The sequence below is a fragment of the Pseudomonas sp. NPDC096950 genome (assembly GCF_044762525.1).
Lineage (GTDB): Bacteria > Pseudomonadota > Gammaproteobacteria > Pseudomonadales > Pseudomonadaceae > Aquipseudomonas.
On sequence record NZ_JBIWEL010000011.1, the window covers coordinates 14,486 to 33,161 of the forward strand.

Sequence of the window (18,676 nt, forward strand, 5' to 3'; positions counted from 1 at the left end):
ATTTTCGCCAATCCTACCCGATTCGAGCAGACGACCAATGTCGCAACGCATCCGACAAGTTGGACTTCAAGGATGGGACATTATCGAGTAACGTGCCAATCATTCTAGATTAAACGTTTCAGCAAGCGTATTTTCTGGGTTATAGGTTCCTTTGGCCGGTTCTGCCGCGAAACCGCCAAATGTGATCACGAAGAGCCTAAGCTGAATCATTCAAAACAATACCTGGCGTCCCAAGGCGCCAAAAAGGAGAAAGCATGCTCGAGCTCACCATAGAGCAGATATCCATGGGCCAGTCGGCTGTGGATAAGTCAGCCGCGTTGCACCTGCTGGCCCAGCATCTGGTTGCCGATGGTCTGGTCGCAGAAGGTTACCTCGCCGGTTTGCAGGCGCGGGAAGCCCAGGGCTCGACCTTTCTCGGTCAAGGTATTGCCATCCCCCACGGTACTCCGGAAACCCGCGACCAGGTGTTTTCCACTGGCGTGCGGCTGATGCAATTTCCCGAAGGCGTGGACTGGGGCGATGGCCACACTGTCTACCTGGCGATCGGCATCGCCGCCAAATCCGATGAACACCTGCGTCTGCTGCAACTGTTGACCCGCGCCCTCGGCGAGACCGACCTGGGCCAGGCCCTGCGTCGCGCCAGTTCCGCCGAAGCGTTGCTGAAACTGCTGCAAGGCGCGCCGCAAGAACTGGCGCTGGATGCCCAGATGATCGGTCTCGGCGTGTCTGCCGACGATTTTGAAGAACTGGTTTGGCGCGGTGCCCGTTTGCTGCGTCAGGCCGATTGCGTGAGCAACGGTTTCTCCGCCGTGTTGCAACAAGTCGAAGCGCTGCCCCTGGGCGATGGTCTGTGGTGGCTGCACAGCGAGCAAACCGTGAAGCGTCCGGGCCTGGCCTTCGTCACGCCGGACAAACCTATGCGTTACCTCGGCCAGCCGTTGAGCGGTCTGTTCTGCCTGGCCAGCCTCGGTGAAGCGCATCAAGCCTTGCTCGAACGCCTGTGCGCGTTGCTGATCGAAGGTCGTGGCCACGAATTGGGCCGCGCCACCAGCAGCCGCAAAGTCCTCGAAGTGCTCGGCGGTGAAGTGCCCGCCGACTGGCCGAGCGCGCGCATTGCCCTGGCCAACGCCCACGGTTTGCATGCGCGCCCGGCGAAGGTCCTCGCGCAACTGGCGAAAAGCTTTGAAGGCGAGATTCGCGTGCGCATCGTCGATGGCCAGGACAGCGCCGTGTCGGTGAAGAGCTTGAGCAAGCTGCTGAGCCTCGGCGCTCGTCGCGGTCAGGTGCTGGAATTTATCGCTGAACCGAGCATTGCCGCCGATGCTTTGCCAGCGTTGCTGGCGGCCATCGAAGAAGGCCTCGGTGAAGAAGTCGAGCCGTTGCCGCCAGTCAGTCAGCAGCGGGAAGTGATGGCGGACGTCGCCGAAGTGCTGCTCGCGCCAAAGTCCGGCAGTCTGGTCCAGGCCATCGCCGCCGCACCGGGCATTGCCATCGGCCCGGCGCATATTCAAGTGCTGCAAGCCATCGATTATCCGCTGCGCGGTGAGTCCGCCGCCATCGAGCGCGAACGCTTGCAACAAGCGCTGGTGGAGGTCCGTCGCGACATCGAAGGCTTGATCGAGCGCAGTAAATCCAAGGCGATTCGCGAGATTTTCATCACCCACCAGGAAATGCTCGACGACCCGGAATTGACCGACGAAGTCGACACGCGCCTCAAGCAAGGCGAGAGCGCCGAAGCAGCGTGGATGGCGGTGATTGAAGCCGCCGCCAAGCAACAGGAATCCCTGCAAGACGCTTTGCTCGCCGAGCGCGCCGCTGACTTGCGGGATATCGGTCGTCGGGTGTTGGCGCAACTCTGCGGTGTCGAAACCCCGAGCGAACCGGAGCAACCGTACATTCTGGTGATGGACGAGGTCGGTCCGTCCGACGTGGCTCGTCTCGACCCGGCGCGCGTCGCCGGCATCCTTACCGCCCGTGGCGGCGCCACTGCTCACAGCGCCATCGTCGCCCGTGCGTTGGGGATTCCAGCATTGGTCGGTGCCGGTGCAGCGGTGTTGCTGCTGGCGCCGGGCACGCCGTTGCTGATCGATGGCCAACGCGGTCGCCTGCACGTGGACGCCGATGCCGCGACCTTGCAGCGCGCCACCGAAGAACGCGACACCCGCGAACTGCGGCTGAAAGCCGCCGCCGAGCAACGCCATCAACCGGCGTTGACCACCGACGGCCACGCCGTGGAAGTGTTCGCCAACATCGGCGAAAGCGCTGGTGTTACCAGCGCGGTGGAGCAGGGCGCCGAAGGCATTGGCTTGCTGCGCACTGAACTGATTTTCATGGCGCACTCCCAAGCGCCGGACGAGGCGACCCAGGAAGTCGAATACCGTCGCGTCCTCGATGGCCTGGCCGGCCGCCCGTTGGTGGTGCGCACCCTCGACGTGGGCGGCGATAAACCGCTGCCGTATTGGCCGATCGCCAAGGAAGAAAACCCGTTCCTCGGCGTGCGCGGTATTCGCCTGACCCTGCAGCGTCCACACATCATGGAAGCGCAATTGCGCGCCTTGCTGCGGGCCGCCGACAACCGTCCGTTGCGCATCATGTTCCCCATGGTCGGCAGCGTCGATGAGTGGCGCCAGGCCCGGGACATGACCGAGCGTCTGCGCCTGGAAATACCGGTGGCGGACCTGCAACTGGGGATCATGATTGAAGTGCCGTCGGCGGCGTTGCTCGCGCCGGTGCTGGCCAAGGAAGTCGACTTCTTCAGCGTCGGCACCAACGACCTGACCCAATACACCCTGGCCATCGACCGTGGCCATCCAACCCTGTCCGCCCAGGCTGACGGCTTGCACCCGGCGGTGCTGCAACTGATCGACATCACCGTGCGCGCGGCCCATGCCCATGGCAAATGGGTCGGCGTGTGCGGCGAACTGGCGGCGGATCCGCTGGCGGTGCCGGTGCTGGTCGGCCTCGGTGTGGATGAGCTCAGCGTGTCCGGTCGCAGCATCGCCGAGGTCAAGGCGCGCATCCGCGAACTCAGCCTGGCCCAGACTCAAATTCTCGCCCAACAGGCCCTGGCCGTGGGCAGCGCCAATGAAGTGCGCGCATTAGTGGAGGCCCTGTAATGGCCAAGATTTTAACCCTGACCCTTAACCCGGCGCTGGACCTCACCGTCCAGTTGCCAGTGCTAACCCCCGGTCAGGTCAACCGCAGCGACGAGATGCACACCCACGCCGCCGGCAAAGGCGTGAACGTGGCGCAAGTGCTGGCCGATCTCGGGCATCAACTGACGGTCAGTGGCTTTCTCGGTGAAGACAATCTCCAGGCGTTTGAAACGCTGTTTGCCAAGCGCGGTTTTGTCGATGCGTTCATTCGCGTTCCCGGCGAGACCCGCAGCAATATCAAACTGGCGGAAAGCAACGGGCGCATCACCGACATCAACGGCCCGGGGCCGCAGGTTGATGAAGTGGCGCAGCAAGCGTTGCTCGATCGACTCGACCAGATCGCGCCGGGGCATGACGCCGTTGTCGTCGCCGGCAGCTTGCCGCGCGGTGTCAGCCCGCAGTGGTTGCAGGCGCTGATCGTGCGTCTGAAAAACCTCGGTTTGAACGTGGCCCTGGACACCAGCGGCGAAGCCTTGCGGGCAGGACTGGCGGCGGGGCCGTGGTTGATCAAACCCAACACCGAAGAACTTGCGGAAGCGCTCGATTGCGAAGTGGTGTCGGTGGCGGCCCAGGCTGAAGCAGCGAGCCGCTTGCACGCCCAAGGCATCGAGCACGTGGTGATTTCCCACGGTGCGGATGGCGTGAACTGGTTCAGTGTTGGCGCGGCGATGCATGCCACGCCGCCGAGGGTCAGCGTGGTCAGCACCGTGGGTGCCGGCGATTCGCTGTTGGCGGGGATGCTCCACGGTTTGCTCAGCGCTGACACGCCTGAACAGACCCTGCGCACCGCCACGGCGATTGCCGCGATGGCGGTCACGCAAATCGGTTTCGGCATCGATGATGCCGCGCAGTTGACGCAACTCGAACAGGGCGTGCGCGTGCGCCTCCTGACAGAACAATAAGAGGGGTTGTCATGAAGTTAGCCATTGTTACGGCCTGCCCGAACGGCATGGTCACCAGTGTGCTGTGCGCTCGGCTGCTCGACGCCGCAGCTCAGCGTCAGGGCTGGAGCACCTGCGTCGAAGTCAACGATGCGGCGCACCCGGAGCGCCAGTTGTCGGCGGCGACCATTGAGTCCGCCGAGTGGGTGTTGCTGGTGACCAGTGCACCCGTGGACATGTCGCGATTCGTCGGTAAACGGGTGTTCCGCAGCACCCCGGCCCAAGCCCTGCAAGATGTTGAAGCAGTGCTGCGTCGTGGCGCGGAAGAGGCCGAAATCTACGTCGCCACCGAAGCCGTCGCCGAGCCTGCTGAAGTCGCAAAAAACGCCCCGCGTTTGGTCGCGATTACTGCGTGCCCGACTGGCGTGGCTCATACGTTCATGGCCGCCGAAGCCTTGCAGCAAGCGGCCAAGCGTCTGGGTTATGACTTGCAGATCGAAACCCAGGGCTCGGTGGGTGCACGCAACCCTCTGAGCGCAGCGGCGATTGCCGATGCTGACGTGGTGTTGCTGGCCTGCGATATCGAAGTCGCCACCGAGCGTTTCGCCGGCAAGAAGATTTACCGCTGCGGCACCGGCATCGCGTTGAAACAAGCCGAAGCCACGCTCAACAAAGCCCTGGCTGAAGGCAAGCAGGAAACCGCTTCAAGCGGTTCGAAAGGCCCGGCCAAACAAGAGAAGACTGGCGTCTACAAACACTTGCTGACCGGTGTGTCGTTCATGCTGCCAATGGTGGTGGCGGGCGGGTTGATGATTGCGCTGTCGTTCGTGTTCGGCATCACCGCGTTCAAGGAGCCGGGCACGCTTGCTGCTGCACTGATGCAGATCGGTGGCGAGACCGCGTTCAAGTTGATGGTGCCGTTGCTGGCGGGATACATCGCCTATTCGATTGCTGACCGTCCGGGCCTGGCGCCGGGGATGATCGGTGGTCTGCTCGCGAGCACCCTGGGCGCCGGTTTTATCGGCGGGATCATTGCCGGTTTTATCGCCGGTTATGCGGCCCAGGCGATCAATCGTTATGCGCGGTTGCCGCAGAGTCTTGAGGCGCTGAAACCGATCCTGATCATCCCGCTGTTCGCGAGTCTGTTCACTGGCCTGGTGATGATTTATGTGGTCGGTAAACCCGTGGCGGAGATGCTTTTAGCGCTCACGCACTTCCTCGACAGCATGGGCACTACCAATGCGATTCTGCTGGGTGTGTTGCTCGGCGGCATGATGTGCGTCGACCTTGGCGGGCCGATCAACAAGGCCGCTTATGCGTTCTCCGTGGGGCTGCTGGCGTCGCAGAGTTATGCACCGATGGCCGCGACCATGGCCGCCGGGATGGTGCCGCCGATTGGCCTGGGCATTGCGACGTTTATTGCCCGGCGCAAGTTCGCCCAGACCGAGCGCGAGGCCGGTAAAGCGGCGTTTGTGCTGGGGCTGTGTTTTATCTCTGAAGGCGCGATTCCGTTTGCCGCCAAAGACCCGTTGCGGGTGATCCCGGCGAGCATCGCGGGCGGCGCGCTGACCGGTGCGTTGTCGATGTATTTCGGCTGCAAATTGATGGCGCCACACGGTGGGCTGTTCGTGCTGCTGATCCCGAATGCGATCAACCATGCGCTGCTTTATTTGCTGGCGATTGTGGCGGGGAGTTTGCTGACGGCGGTGGTGTATGCGGTGATCAAGCGGCCGGAAGTGGTGGAGTTGGCGGTAGAACCCGTCAACGCCTGACACCCAATCCTGTGGGAGCGGGCTTGCTCGCGAAGGCGGTCTGTCAGTTGGTAAGGATGTTGACTGACACGACGCCTTCGCGAGCAAGCCCGCTCCCACAAGGGAATTGTGTTTTCACACGGGCGTCATGCGCACATGCTTAAGTTTCCCTTTTTCAGGGAGAACACCATGAGCGAATTCAACCTCGGCCGCCGGCGTGTCATGCAAGCGGTCGGCGCCGGTTTGTTGCTGCCCGGCCTGGCGCCGGCGGTGATCGCCTCGGTCAAGGATCGGCCGCAACTCACCGACGGCGTGCAGTCCGGCGACCTGCTGGGCGACCGGGCGATGGTCTGGAGCCGCAGCGACCGTCCCGCGCGGATGGTGGTGGAATGGGACACCCGCAGCCTGTTCACCAACCCCCGTCGTTTCGTTTCGCCCCTGGCGGATTCGCGCACTGACTTTACCGCCCGCGTCGAACTCTCCGGCCTGCCCGCCGACCAGGCGATTTTTTATCGTGTGCATTTCGAAGACGCCCAAACCGGAGTCGCCAGCGAGCCCTGGTTCGGCCACTTGCGCAGCGTGCCGACGACCCGGCGCGACCTGCGTTTTGTCTGGAGCGGCGACACCGTCGGCCAGGGCTTCGGCATCAACCCGGACATCGGTGGCATGCGCATTTACGAAGCCATGCGCCTGCGCCTGCCGGACTTCTTTATCCACAGCGGCGACACCATCTACGCTGACGGCCCGGTGCCGGCGCAACTCACCACCGAAAGCGGTCGCGTGTGGCGCAACATCACCAGCGAAGCCAAGAGCAAAGTCGCTGAAACCCTCGACGAATATCGCGGCAACTATCGCTACAACCTGATGGACGAAAACATCCGCCGCTTCAACGCCGAAGTACCGCAGATCTGGCAGTGGGACGACCACGAAGTGGTGAATAACTGGTCGCCGGGCAAACAACTGGATGAGCGCTACAAGAGCAAAGATATCCACAGCCTGGTCGGCCGCGCGCGCCAGGCCTGGCTCGAATACGCGCCGATGCGTTTGCAGAGCGCCGACAACGGCGGGCGGATTTATCGCCAGCTGAGCTATGGGCCGATGCTCGATGTGTTTGTGCTGGATATGCGCAGTTATCGCGGGGCGAATGATGACAACCTGGGCGGTGAAAAACCTTTCCTTGGGCGTGAGCAACTGGACTGGCTGAAGACTTCGTTGAAAGCCTCAAATGCGCAATGGAAAGTCATCGCCGCCGACATGCCGATTGGCCTAGGCGTGCCCGATGGCGAAGTCAGCCCGGGTGTGGCGCGTTGGGAAGCAGTGGCTAACGGTGATCCGGGCCCGGCCCAGGGCCGTGAACTGGAAATCGCCGAGTTGTTGGGTTTTCTGCGGGCACAGCAGGTGCGCAACTTCGTGTTTTTGACGGCGGATGTGCACTACTGCGCCGCGCATCACTACCACCCGGATCGCGCGGCGTTCCAGGATTTCGAACCGTTCTGGGAGTTCGTCGCCGGACCGTTGAATGCCGGGAGCTTTGGGCCCAATCCACTGGATAAAACCTTTGGGCCTGAAGTGGTGTTCGAAAAAGCACCGCCAGCGCAGAACACCTCGCCGTTTGCCGGATTCCAGTTTTTTGGGGAGGTGAATATTGATGGGCAGAGCGGGGAGATGAGCGTGGTGTTACGGGATTTGGATGGGGTGAGTGTGTTTGAGCAGAAGTTGCAGCCGGTTTGATGTGGATGGCTTCAAGATCCACCCCTCACCCCAGCCCTCTCCCCAGAGGGGGAACGGAGCCGATCTTCATATTGTTCAAATCCTGAGTTCGACTCTAAATTGCTGAGCTGATTTTCGTTGTTTGCAATACCTGAGTTCGACTCGGTTTTTCAGGTCGATGTATAGCGCAAGACACCTCGGTCGGCCCCCTCTCCCCTCTGGGGAGAGGGCTGGGGTGAGGGGTGGATTCCAGATCAGAATCACGGCATCCGATTCGTAGCAATCCTGATGATCTGCTCCAACACATCACTCATCTGTTCAATGACTTCCAAATTGCTGAACCGTAATACCTCAATCCCACACTGCTGGAGATAAAGCGTACGCCGCTGGTCATGAATTCTGCCTGCCATTTCATAGTGCTGCCCTCCATCAAGTTCTATCGCCAGTTTCAAAGCGGCACAGTAGAAATCCAGCACATACGGCGGGCACGGAAACTGTCGGCGGAATTTCAGATTGGCGATTTGTCGAGCGCGTAGTTTCTGCCAGAGCAGGAGTTCGCAGTCGGTTTGATTGGTGTGTAGATGGCGGGCGAACTGGCGTTGGTCGAGGGTGGGGCGGGTGGGCATGCTTCACGTCCTTGTGAAGGGGATGGAGGTTTTACTGTAGTCGGGGATTATGGGTTTGGCTTGAGATCGACCCCTCACCCCAGCCCTCTCCCCAAGGGGGAGAGGGGGAAAGGGAGCCGATCTGCATGTTGTTCAAATGCTGAGTTAGACTCTCAGCCGCTGAGCTGATCGTCGTTGTTTTCCATACCTGAGTTCGACTCGGTTTTTCAGGTCGATGTATCGCGCAAGACACCTCGGTCGGCTCCCTCTCCCCTGGGGAGAGGGCTGGACTTAATAGACGTCGCGGCGGTAGCGGCCCTGTTCGATCAGGCGGTCTACTTCTTCGATCCCGAGTATTTCGTTGAGCGCGTGGTCCACGCCTGAGGCCATGCCTTGCAAGCTGCCGCAGATGTAGATCACCGCGCCGTCGGCCAGCCATTTCTTCAGCTCGGTGGCGGATTCGCGCAGGCGATCCTGGACGTAGATCTTCTCGGCCTGGTCCCGGGAGAACGCCAGGTCCAATCGCTCCAGATCGCCCTCAATCAACCATCCTTCCAGCTCATCACGGCACAAATAGTCATGCTCGCGCTGGCGCTCGCCAAACAGCAGCCAATGCCGTTGTTGCCCGTCGGCAATCCGTGCCTTGAGCAAACTGCGCAGCCCGGCCAAACCGGTGCCGTTGCCCAGCAGGATCATCGGCACCGGTTCGGTCGGTAGATGGAAACCACTGTTGCGCCGCACTCGCAGGCTGATGCTGCCACCCACAGGCGCATGTTCGGTCAGCCAGCCGGAGCCGATGCCGAGGCTGCCGTCGGGGTGCACTTCCTGACGGACGATCAGTTCCAGCACGCCGTCGGCGGCGATCGAGGCGATGGAGTATTCGCGCATCGCCAACGGCACCAATGCCTGCACCAGCGCCTGGGCATGCAGGCCGACCAGATGCGCCCGGTTCTCCGGCATCTGGCGACTGGCGAGGGCCTGGTCCAGCGGTTGTGACAGGCCATCGAGTTCAACTGCGGCGCGGCCATCAATCCCCAGGCCATCGAGGAAATGCTCGATCGCCCACGGGCAATTGCGCGGCATGACTTCCACCAGGTCACCGGCCAGCCAACTGCTGGTGCTCGGGGCGCTGAGGCCGATCTTGTACACCGGCGAGCCGCAGCTGTCCGGGTTCATCAGTTCGCGACGGGTCAGCGTCCAGTTGTCGTAGCTGGGCGCCTGCCAGGTGTCCACCGGCGCCTGTCCGGTCACCAGGCCGAGTTGCTGCTGCCAGTGACGCAAGGCGTAGGGGTCGCCGCTGTCGACTTCCACCGGGGCGAACAGGGTCTTGCCGCCGTGTTCGCCGAGCCAGGTGTGCAAGCGTCGGGCGAAACCGCAGAAGTGTTGATACTGGCGATCACCCAGACCGAGCACCGCGTAGTTCAGGCTTTCCAGGCTCGACGCCTGGCTCAGCACTTTGCGTTCGAAACCCCGGGCGCTGTCCGGCGCTTCGCCGTCGCCAAAGGTACTGACCACGAACAGCGCGTTGTTCGAATCGCGCAAATCCTGCTCGCTGACACTCGCCAGCGGCTGCACTTTCACCGGCAATCCGGCGGCCTGCAATTGCCCGGCGGTCTGCCAGGCCAGTTGCTCGGCAAACCCGCTCTGGCTGGCGAAACCAATCAGCCACGCCGGCGCGTCTCTGCCCGGTTGCACCAGGCCTTTGCGCGCATCCTTGATCTGGCGTTTCTTGCGCCGGCGGTCCAGGTACAGCAACCAGCCTGTAACGAAAAACAGCGGCATGGTCAGGGCGGTGATCGTCAGGACGATCCGCCCGACGATGCCGAAATAACTGCCGGTGTGCAGCGCGTAGATGCTGGTCAGCAGCTGCGCCTTGAAGCTCTTGTCGCTGTAGCGGTCATGGCGTTTGACGATGCCGGTCGCCGGATCGAGGCTGATCTCGTTCAGTGCCCGGTCATGGGGCGAGGTGTTCAGCAGGTAGAACACGGTCGCCGGTTGGCCAGCCAGGGGCGGCATGCGGATGTTGTAGGCGGACAGGTTCGGGCCGGCGGCGCTGTAGATGCTGCTCCAGATCGCCGCGTAATCGGCGCTCGGCGCAGGACCGCTCGGGGCCGGGCCACGATTGCGAACCCGCTCGTTCTGCGGCGCGTCAGACAGCAATTGCGTCAGGCCTTTGTTGTACCACTCGTAGGACCAGGACAACCCGGTCAGCGCGGCCAACAGGTAAAACATCAGGCACCAGGTGCCCGCCACCGAGTGCAGATCCCAATTGAAGCTGCGGCCCTTTTTCTTCCAGTCCAGGGTCAGCCAGGCGCGCCATTTGTTCCACTGGCGCGGCCAGCGCAGATAAAGGCCAGACAGGCAGAAGAACACCAGGATCAACGTGCAGGCGCCGGTGATCTGCCGCCCGGTGTCGCCCATGGCCAGGAACCGGTGCAATTGCAGCATCAGGCCGAAGAAGTCCTGACCGGTGGCATCACCGAGGAATTCGGCGGTGTACGGGTCGAAGTAACGCATCTCGCCACGACGTTCGCCCGGTGGCGGGGTGAAGATCACCCGCGCGGCGTTGCCGCTGTCGGTCTCGACCCAAAGCATCGAGACTTTCTTGCCGGAGGCGGCTTCGACGCGTTCAACCAGTTCGGCAGGCGGCAGGACGCCGGCGAGTTGCTTCTCGACCTGCAACACAGAAGGGTTCAGCGCCCGCAGGATCTCATCCTGAAATGAATAGGCTGCACCGGTGATGCCCATCAGGGCCAGGACCAGCCCGGCACTGATGCCAAAAAACCAGTGCAACTGGAACAGGGTTTTCTTCAACACGTCACTCGCCTTGTTCGTCCGAAAGTCATCATCACGGCGCGCATTATGCCGTGGGTTGTCGAGAAACATTCTTTATTACGCACAAAAGCCCCGTTCAATTCAATGAACGGGGCCTGGCGCTGATTTCAGCCCTCACCCACATCCCTTGTGGGAGCGGTGTGGCTGGCAATCAGAAGTGGAAGTTCGCACTCAGCAGGGCAGTACGGCCCGCCGCCACGTGGGCGTAGTGCGTCTGGAACACCTGGTCGAAATAACGCTTGTCGGTCAGGTTCTGTACGTTGAGTTGCAGGTCGACGTTCTTGGTCAGCGCGTAGCTGGCCATGGCGTCGTAGCGCCAGTAGGACGGGATCTCCACCGAGTTGGCGACGTTGCCGAACTGCGAATCGACGAAGGTTGCGCCACCACCGATGGTCAACTTTTCCGGGATCAGGTCGTAGGTCGACCACAGGGTGAAGTTGTTCCGTGGCGTGCTCGGCATATGGTTGCCTTTGTCGGCGGCGAGGGTGGTCTTGACCACTTCGCTTTCCATGTAGGTGTAGCCACCGAAGACTTTCCAGTTACGGGTCAGCTTGCCGGTGTAGGTCAGTTCCAGACCGTTGACGGTTTGCTCGCCGTCCAGCACTTGAGTGGTGGCGCCATCCGGATCGTCGATCCGCGCGTTGGTTTTCTCGGTGCGGAACAGTGCGGCGGTCAGCGACAGGTCGTCACCGAAGAAGTCCCACTTGGTGCCGATCTCGTAGTTGCGGTTCTTTTCCGGGTCGAGGTCGCTGTTGTTCGCCGCCAGTTCCAGGCTGCCGTTACCGCTGGTTTCACCGGCCGGGTTGCTGGAGGTGGAGTAGGCCGCGTACACGCTGCCATTAGGCAACGGGTTGTAGACCACGCCGATCTGATAGTTGACCAGGTCGGTGGTGTTCTCCCGGGAGAAGCTGCCCGCCGGGGTGGAACGACCGGCATTGGCGTAGCCGCTGGATTCGGTCTCGTAGTTGTCGTAGCGCAGGCCCAGGTTCAGGGACCATTGCTCGTTGAACTTCAGCGTATCGAACACATAAGCCGCAGCGGTCTTGGTGTCGGTGTCGGTGAAGGCATTGCTGTCTTTGATGGAGCCCGACCAGTTATCCCCAGGCGTCGGCTTGTACAGGTTGGTGCAGTCGCCGGAGTTGAACAGTGCGCGGTTGCAAGTGGTGCCAGCAGCCGTGGAGGTCAGGATATACGGGCGGTTGTGAGTATCCTGATAGGAAAACTCCAGACCGGTGACCAGGCTGTGTTCGATCGCGCCAGTGTTGAACTTGGCGCTCAGGTCGGTCTGGTTGACCCAGCCGCTAGACGTCGAGTTACGGCTTTTCGAGCCACGGTAAACGCTGCCGTTGGCCACGTTGCCCTTGCTGTCGTCGGGGTTGGTGACGATGTAGTCGAGGGTCGAACGGGACATGCGGAAGCTGTTGGAAACGGTCAGGTCTTCATTCAGATCGTGTTCGATCTTGATCGTGCCGCTGTCGTTTTCGGTCTGGCGATAATCGCGACCGGTGAGGCCGTAGAAGTTGTCTTTATTGACGTTGGCCGGTTTGTCGACGTGGTACTTGCTGCGGTTCGGGCTCAAGGTCAGCGGCACGCCGTAGTCCGGCATATCGTCGGTTTCGACGTGGTAGTAACCGACGGTCACACGGGTGTCGGTGCCCAGGCCGAAGGAAAAGGTCGGCGCCACACCCCAGCGGCTGACGTCCACGGCGTCACGCCCGGCGACGTTGGCTTCGTGCTTCATCAGGTTCAGACGGAAAGCCGAGGTGTCGTTGATCTGCTGGTTCAGGTCGAGGGTGGTGCGCTTGGTCTGGTCCGAACCCCAGGTGAAGCCGCCGTTGTAGAAGTTGCCCAGTTTGGCGGTCTTGCTCACCAGGTTCAGGCTGCCACCGGTGGAACCGGCGCCGGTAAAGGCCGAGCCCGGGCCTTTGCTGATTTCGACGGATTCAACATCGAAGATCTCACGGCTCTGGGACGCCGGGTCGCGCATGCCGTCGACGAACACATCGCTTTCAGCGTTGAAGCCGCGAATGATCGGACGGTCGCCGGCCGGGTTGCCGCCTTCACCGGCACCGAAGGTGATGCCCGGCGTGGTGCGCAACGCGTCGACCAGGCTGGTGGCGCCGGTGTCGCGGATCACTTGTTGCGGGATCACGGTGACGCTTTTTGGCGTCTCGCGCAGCGGTGCGGTGTACTTTTTCGAGGCCGAGGTATCGGTCTTGTAGGAGGTGTCTTGCTGCTCGCCAACCACGCTGGTGGCGTCCAGGGAAATCGCATTGCCCGAGGCTTTTTCGTCAGTCTTCTCGGCGGCGAACACCATGTGGCCAGCGGAGCCGGCAGTGATCGCCATGCCAATGGCAGACGCGAGCAAACGTGGTGAACTGACCGGTGATTGTAATTGTTGGCGTGACATGTGAATTCCCCTCCCCAAGGATTTGAGGCCGCGGAATATAGGGTAAACAGGTATTTGTATCAATTGCGAAACGTTACTATTCGCGACGAATTTACATTCTTTACAATTTATCCTTACGGTTTTTGATGACTCGTTCGTCTGTGGGGTTTTACACAGTCAATAAGAATCAATACCATTGGCGCCTCTTTGAAATCAGGTGTCGTCCTCATGTTGCTGCACATTCCCGGCGTGTTCGCGAAAGAAGAAGTGCAGCGCATCCGCGAGGCCCTGGAACAGGCGGATTGGGCCGACGGCAAGATCACCGCCGGTTTCCAGTCGGCCAAGGCCAAGCACAATCTGCAATTGCCGGAAGGTCATCCGCTGGCCAAGGAAATCGGCGCCGCGATGCTTGAACGGCTGTGGAAAAATCCGCAGTTCATGTCGGCCGCGTTACCGCACAAGGTCTTCCCGCCGCTGCTGAACTGCTACACGGCGGGCGGCAGTTTCGATTTCCACATCGACAACGCCGTGCGCCAGCCCAAGGGCAGCATCGAGCGGGTGCGCACCGATTTGTCGGCGACGCTGTTCTTCAGCGAACCGGACGACTACGACGGCGGCGAGCTGGAAATCCAGGACACCTTCGGCACCCAACGGGTCAAGTTGCCCGCCGGCGACATGGTTCTGTACCCCGGCAGCAGCCTGCACAAAGTCAACGCCGTCACCCGTGGTACCCGCTATGCGTCGTTCTTCTGGACCCAAAGCCTGGTGCGCGAAGACAGCCAGCGCGCCTTGCTGTTCGAGATGGATGGCGCGATCCAGCAATTGACCCAGGACATGCCCGACCACCCTTCACTGATTCGCCTCACCGGCACTTATCACAACCTGCTGCGCCGCTGGGTCGAGGTATGAGTTATCAACTGCGCCGCGAGGAAGTCCTCGACGGTGATCGGCTCAAAGCCATGCTTGAGGAAAGTCCGGCGCGGGCGGCCCAGGCGATTCTGATTGCTGCTCGCGAAGGCGTACTCGATGCCCAGGCATTGCTGGGGCAGATTCTGCTGGACGGGCAGGGCATCGAGCAGGATCAGCCGCTGGCCGTGCGTTGGTTCGGGATTGCCGCCAGTGGCGGACACCTGATGGCGCGCAACATGCTCGGTCGTTGCCATGAGCATGGCTGGGGTTGCACCGCCGATGCTGCAGTGGCGGCGGGGCATTATCGACTGGCGGCCGAGAAGGGCCTGGATTGGGCGATGTACAACTACGCCAATCTGCTGGCGACCGGTCGTGGCGTGGCTGAAGACCAGGCGCAAGCGCTGAGTCTGTATCAACGTGCCGCTGAGTCGGGCCACGCGAAATCGATGAACCTGGTGGGGCGTTATCTGGAAGACGGACGGTTATGTCCGGCGGATCCGCAGGCGGCCCGCGACTGGTATCGCCGTTCGGCACTCGGCGGGGATTTTCGTGGGCAGTTCAGCTATGCGTCGTTGCTGGCGGATGAAGGGCTTATCGAGGAGGCGCTGGTTTGGCTGCAAAAGGCATTGGCCGGCGGGAATATCAATTTCCTGCGCGTCAGCAGCGAGTCATTGCTGGGCGCACGGCATCCGGAGATTCGCGCCATGGCCCAGGCCTATCGGCAGCGGCTTGTTGAACTCACCAGCTACCTGATTTAACGACGGCACATCGTCCCATCGCCGGATGGTCCGATGTGCCGTGAAGGTTGAGAATCAGCCTCGCATCCAGCGGCCTTGCAGGACATTCATGTAGGCGCGTAACGCGTGACACTCCTTGATCAGGCGATTGCCGGTTGCCAGCATGTCTTCATTCGCAGCGGGCTTGCCCGACTTCAGGAATGCCGACAGCGACTCAACAAGCTTGTTGGCTTCATGCACATAGACTTGCTGGTGAGGAACGACTTTCTGGGTGTCATTGAGCTGCCGGGTCTTGTCGTTAACGTCCCGTAATTGCGCTTTCAGCGACGTGACTCGTTCCTGGCGCTGATCAATCCGGGCCTGGATGATTTGGCGGGCCTTGAGTAAATCCCTGTACTTGGTCAGTTCGTTGGCTTCATCCAGGAATTTGTTCGCGACAATCAGCCCGGCCTTCATGGCCGCGGTCTCAGGCGTTTCCGGCTTGTTGCCGATCAGCGTCGTCAGTTGCTCCAGCAACGGCTTGACGCGATCGATAAAGGTCAGCTTTTCGAAGACCTTGATGGCTTCGTTCAAGATGTCTTCATCGCCACGCAGGGCGTCCAGTGGCATTTGCTCCGTGGTTAACTCCTTGTTCAGGCTGACCTGTTTGTCTGCCAGCTCCGCCAGTCGGAAACGGTTGTTGCTGATGGTGATGCTCTGGACATTGAACACGCCGTTTTGCAGTTGCGTGTACAACTTTGCAATTTGGCTGGTGCACAGTTCCATCAGCTGATTGGCGGTTTTCGAATACTGCTTGATAGCGTTTTTCACACCTTCGTTTGCTTCACGGCCGGTCAATACTGCAAGGGCCTCGAGGTTTTCGTGAAGGTCCTCGGTTTCCAGCGCGGTGATGGCCGAGGTAATCGCATTGGCGACCAGTTGGTCGGTGCTGCTGACGGCTGCATTCAGCCCGACCAGTTCATCGCTCAGTGCTTTGATGTATAAATTGGCGGAGCCGACGATCGATTGATAACGAATGAATTCACGGCTTTCCCGAATCAAGGCGAAGTCAGGGGTAACATAAGATGGAGTGGTCATGAGGAAATCCTTTTCCAATGTATAGGGGTTGATTAGTCGAATGCGGTAATAAGGGCGTTCGCGTTGTTTTGAATGCTTTTCCAGTTTTTCAGAATGACCTTCAGGCTGGAAACAAAACTTCTAAGGGTCAGGAAATCATTGATTCCGGCAACTTTGTTCTTCGAAGCATCGATGTATTCGGACGTCGAGATCCATAAGGTTTCAAGTTGCGAGGTGCTTGTTATAGCGCCTTCAACGTAAGTCATCAGGCTATCCAGTTCACTATGAAGTTCAAGCAGTGTCCCTGCGAGAATACTTTTTTGTTTGACTTGCTCTGTCAGTTGTTCGCGTTCCCTGATCAAGGGTGAAAGATGAACTTTCTGCAGGTCGGCCACCACCTTGTAGTGCTGAGAGCCCAGCGGGTTGACAAAGCCCATGACATGATCAAAAAACGTTGGCGAAGTGGCACGGGTTTTTTCGTCAATGCGTTTCTGGGCTTCGTCGATTTTTTGATTGATCTGGGTGATCTGCCTGTTGATCTCTTCGTTGCTGGCCAGCTTCAGCTTCGCGCCGATGCCGATCTGTACTTCATCGTGCAGTTCAGCCTTGAAATACTTCAAGTGCGCTACGATGTCCTGGCTGCTCAGCTTCTTGTCATCGATTGAGCGGCCAATGAATTCGAGGGATTCCTTGATCGAGCCAAAGCGGTTTTTCTCGGTCTTGCCGATCTCCAGCGGTGGAAGGCTGTTGATTTCCTCCTCGCTCATGGTTTCGATCGTACCGATGTAGTTTTGATAGCCGGGCATGGTCACGATGGCATCAATAATGTCTTGCCCGAAACTTTCCAGGTCCTCGGAAAAAGTCGCAAGGCTGCCACCGACGCGCTTCATGGAACCTTCAATGTCTTTCCATGAGTTGGCGTTATTGATGATCTTGCAATAAAGGTCGACAACATCGAACGGTTCCAGGCCGACAATATTGGTCTTTTTGGTTTTCAGTTGATGTTCAACTGCTTCAAGGGTAACAGGCAGCGCTTTAGCGGTGGCAATGTAATGTTTGATCTTGCGAATGTCGTCTTTCGTAATAATGGGGGTTGAGGCATTGTTACTTGTTTGCATTGATCTAATTCCTTTTAGAATGTGTGTTGAGTCCTCAGGGTAATAGTGTTTTTAAAATAAGTGTATGTTTGGTCTGTAACTGTTCTTTAGTAATTATTTGTTTGGTTTAATTGATCGCCCATAAAAAACCCGTGAATGATCACGGGTTTTTTATTGAAGCGGTACGCTTACACGTAGAAGGATTTCAGTGGCGGGAAGCCATTGAACTCAACGGCGCTGTAACTGGTGGTGTAGGCACCGGTGGACAACCAGTACAAACGATCACCGATCGCCAGGTTCAGCGGCAAACCGTACTTGTAGTTTTCGTACATGATGTCGGCGCTGTCGCAGGTCGGGCCGGCGATGACAACTTCTTCCATCTCGCCTTTCTTCTCGGTCCAGATCGGGAACTTGATGGCTTCGTCCATGGTTTCGATCAGGCCGGAGAACTTGCCCACATCCGTGTACACCCATCGCTCTACGGCGGTACGGGATTTACGCGCGACCAGTACCACTTCGCTGACCAGGATGCCGGCGTTGGCAATCAACGAACGGCCCGGTTCCAGGATAATTTCCGGCAGGTCGTCACCGAAGTCTTCCTTGAGGAAACGAATGATTTCTTCGGCGTAGGTTTCCAGGCTGTTGGTGCGGGTGATGTAGTTGGCCGGGAAGCCGCCGCCCATGTTGATCAGCTTCAGGTGGATGCCGTCTTCTTCTTTCAGGCGTTCGAAGATCACTTTGACCTTGGCGATCGCCGCGTCCCAGACGCTGATGTCACGCTGTTGCGAGCCGACGTGGAACGAGATGCCGTAAGGCACCAGGCCCAAGTCGCGAGCGAGGATCAGCAGGTCCATGGCCATGTCGGTCTGGCAGCCGAATTTGCGCGACAAAGGCCAATCGGCAGTGGTCGAGCCTTCAGTGAGGATGCGCACGTAGACTTTCGAACCCGGTGCAGCCTTGGCGATGTTGCGCAGGTCGGCTTCGGAGTCGGTGGAGAACAGGCGCACGCCCTTGTCGTAGAAGTAGCGGATGTCCTTGGATTTCTTGATGGTGTTGCCGTAGCTGATGCGGTCGGGGCTAACGCCGCGGTCCATCACTTTGTCCAGCTCATAGATCGACGCGATGTCGAAGCTCGAGCCTTTCTCTTTGAGCAGGTCGATGATTTCGACGGCCGGGTTGGCCTTGACCGCGTAATAGACTTTGGCGAATTCGAAACCGGCGCGCAGGTCGTCATAGGCCTGGCTGATCATCGCGGTGTCGATCACCACGAACGGGGTTTCTTGCGTGTCGGCGAAGGCCTTCAATCTCTGGAAGGTTTCGCGCGCGTAATAGTCTTCGACGTTGATCGACATGCTGGGATCTCCTACTGGCAAACTGAAATTAACAATGGGTGCAAATGAACGTCCTCCGTATCCCCACTTTGGTTCGCCTACTTCCCAAGGCATGTCGCCGAAAGCAAAAAGGCCATGGGAGGCGGTGCTTCCCTTGGCCTTGCTGTCTCGTCGTCAGTACTTGAGCCGGATGGATCGTTTCCAGCATGGACGTTCGGCG

12 protein-coding genes are annotated in these 18,676 nt (G+C 59.7%); 6 read left to right on the forward strand and 6 right to left on the reverse strand.

Annotated elements, in window-relative coordinates; all coding sequences use genetic code 11:
* The first annotated feature begins 254 nt into the window (after positions 1 to 254).
* From ptsP to ACIQY3_RS17810, 4 genes are all read left to right on the forward strand, one after another.
* Positions 255 to 3,116 carry a phosphoenolpyruvate--protein phosphotransferase gene (ptsP, locus tag ACIQY3_RS17795; protein ID WP_403021746.1) on the forward strand — a complete coding sequence of 954 codons (2,862 nt, stop codon included), beginning with the start codon at positions 255 to 257 and terminating at the stop codon, positions 3,114 to 3,116.
* Positions 3,116 to 4,057: a 1-phosphofructokinase gene (gene pfkB, locus ACIQY3_RS17800; RefSeq protein WP_403021748.1), complete on the forward strand. Its 942-nt coding sequence runs from the start codon at positions 3,116 to 3,118 to the stop codon at positions 4,055 to 4,057. The genes ptsP and pfkB overlap by 1 nt, the downstream gene beginning before the upstream one ends.
* 11 nt (positions 4,058 to 4,068) lie before the next feature.
* Positions 4,069 to 5,808: a PTS fructose-like transporter subunit IIB gene (locus ACIQY3_RS17805; RefSeq protein WP_403021750.1), complete on the forward strand. Its 1,740-nt coding sequence runs from the start codon at positions 4,069 to 4,071 to the stop codon at positions 5,806 to 5,808.
* Between the two features lie 168 nt (positions 5,809 to 5,976).
* Positions 5,977 to 7,518 carry an alkaline phosphatase D family protein gene (locus tag ACIQY3_RS17810; protein ID WP_403021752.1) on the forward strand — a complete coding sequence of 514 codons (1,542 nt, stop codon included), beginning with the start codon at positions 5,977 to 5,979 and terminating at the stop codon, positions 7,516 to 7,518.
* A gap of 239 nt (positions 7,519 to 7,757) precedes the next feature.
* Here ACIQY3_RS17810 and ACIQY3_RS17815 read toward each other — a convergent pair whose 3' ends face one another.
* From ACIQY3_RS17815 to ACIQY3_RS17825, 3 genes are all read right to left on the reverse strand, one after another.
* Complete coding sequence (locus tag ACIQY3_RS17815; protein WP_403021754.1) at positions 7,758 to 8,123, reverse strand: endonuclease domain-containing protein; 366 nt, start codon at positions 8,121 to 8,123, stop codon at positions 7,758 to 7,760.
* Between the two features lie 270 nt (positions 8,124 to 8,393).
* On the reverse strand, positions 8,394 to 10,919 hold the full coding sequence (locus ACIQY3_RS17820) for a PepSY domain-containing protein (RefSeq protein WP_403021756.1): 2,526 nt from the start codon (positions 10,917 to 10,919) through the stop codon (positions 8,394 to 8,396).
* A gap of 169 nt (positions 10,920 to 11,088) precedes the next feature.
* On the reverse strand, positions 11,089 to 13,347 hold the full coding sequence (locus ACIQY3_RS17825) for a TonB-dependent receptor (RefSeq protein WP_403021758.1): 2,259 nt from the start codon (positions 13,345 to 13,347) through the stop codon (positions 11,089 to 11,091).
* A 207-nt stretch (positions 13,348 to 13,554) separates the two neighbouring features.
* Between ACIQY3_RS17825 and ACIQY3_RS17830 the strand changes: the two genes are divergently transcribed.
* Complete coding sequence (locus ACIQY3_RS17830; RefSeq protein ID WP_123598738.1) at positions 13,555 to 14,235, forward strand: Fe2+-dependent dioxygenase; 681 nt, start codon at positions 13,555 to 13,557, stop codon at positions 14,233 to 14,235.
* On the forward strand, positions 14,232 to 14,993 hold the full coding sequence (locus ACIQY3_RS17835) for a tetratricopeptide repeat protein (protein ID WP_403021761.1): 762 nt from the start codon (positions 14,232 to 14,234) through the stop codon (positions 14,991 to 14,993). Before ACIQY3_RS17830 ends, ACIQY3_RS17835 begins: the two co-directional genes overlap by 4 nt.
* A 54-nt stretch (positions 14,994 to 15,047) precedes the next feature.
* Here ACIQY3_RS17835 and ACIQY3_RS17840 read toward each other — a convergent pair whose 3' ends face one another.
* The 3 genes from ACIQY3_RS17840 to ACIQY3_RS17850 all read right to left on the reverse strand — a co-directional run bounded on the left by ACIQY3_RS17840 (position 15,048) and on the right by ACIQY3_RS17850 (position 18,477).
* Positions 15,048 to 16,049, reverse strand: a complete 1,002-nt coding sequence (locus ACIQY3_RS17840; protein WP_403021763.1) for an alpha-xenorhabdolysin family binary toxin subunit B — start codon at positions 16,047 to 16,049, stop codon at positions 15,048 to 15,050.
* Positions 16,050 to 16,081: 32 nt separating this feature from the next.
* Positions 16,082 to 17,146 (reverse strand): alpha-xenorhabdolysin family binary toxin subunit A, encoded by a 1,065-nt coding sequence (locus ACIQY3_RS17845; protein WP_403021765.1) that lies wholly within the window; start codon positions 17,144 to 17,146, stop codon positions 16,082 to 16,084.
* A gap of 167 nt (positions 17,147 to 17,313) precedes the next feature.
* Entirely contained in the window at positions 17,314 to 18,477 is a 1,164-nt protein-coding gene (locus ACIQY3_RS17850; RefSeq protein ID WP_054049998.1) for a type III PLP-dependent enzyme, read from the reverse strand.
* Between the last annotated feature and the right edge of the window lie 199 nt (positions 18,478 to 18,676).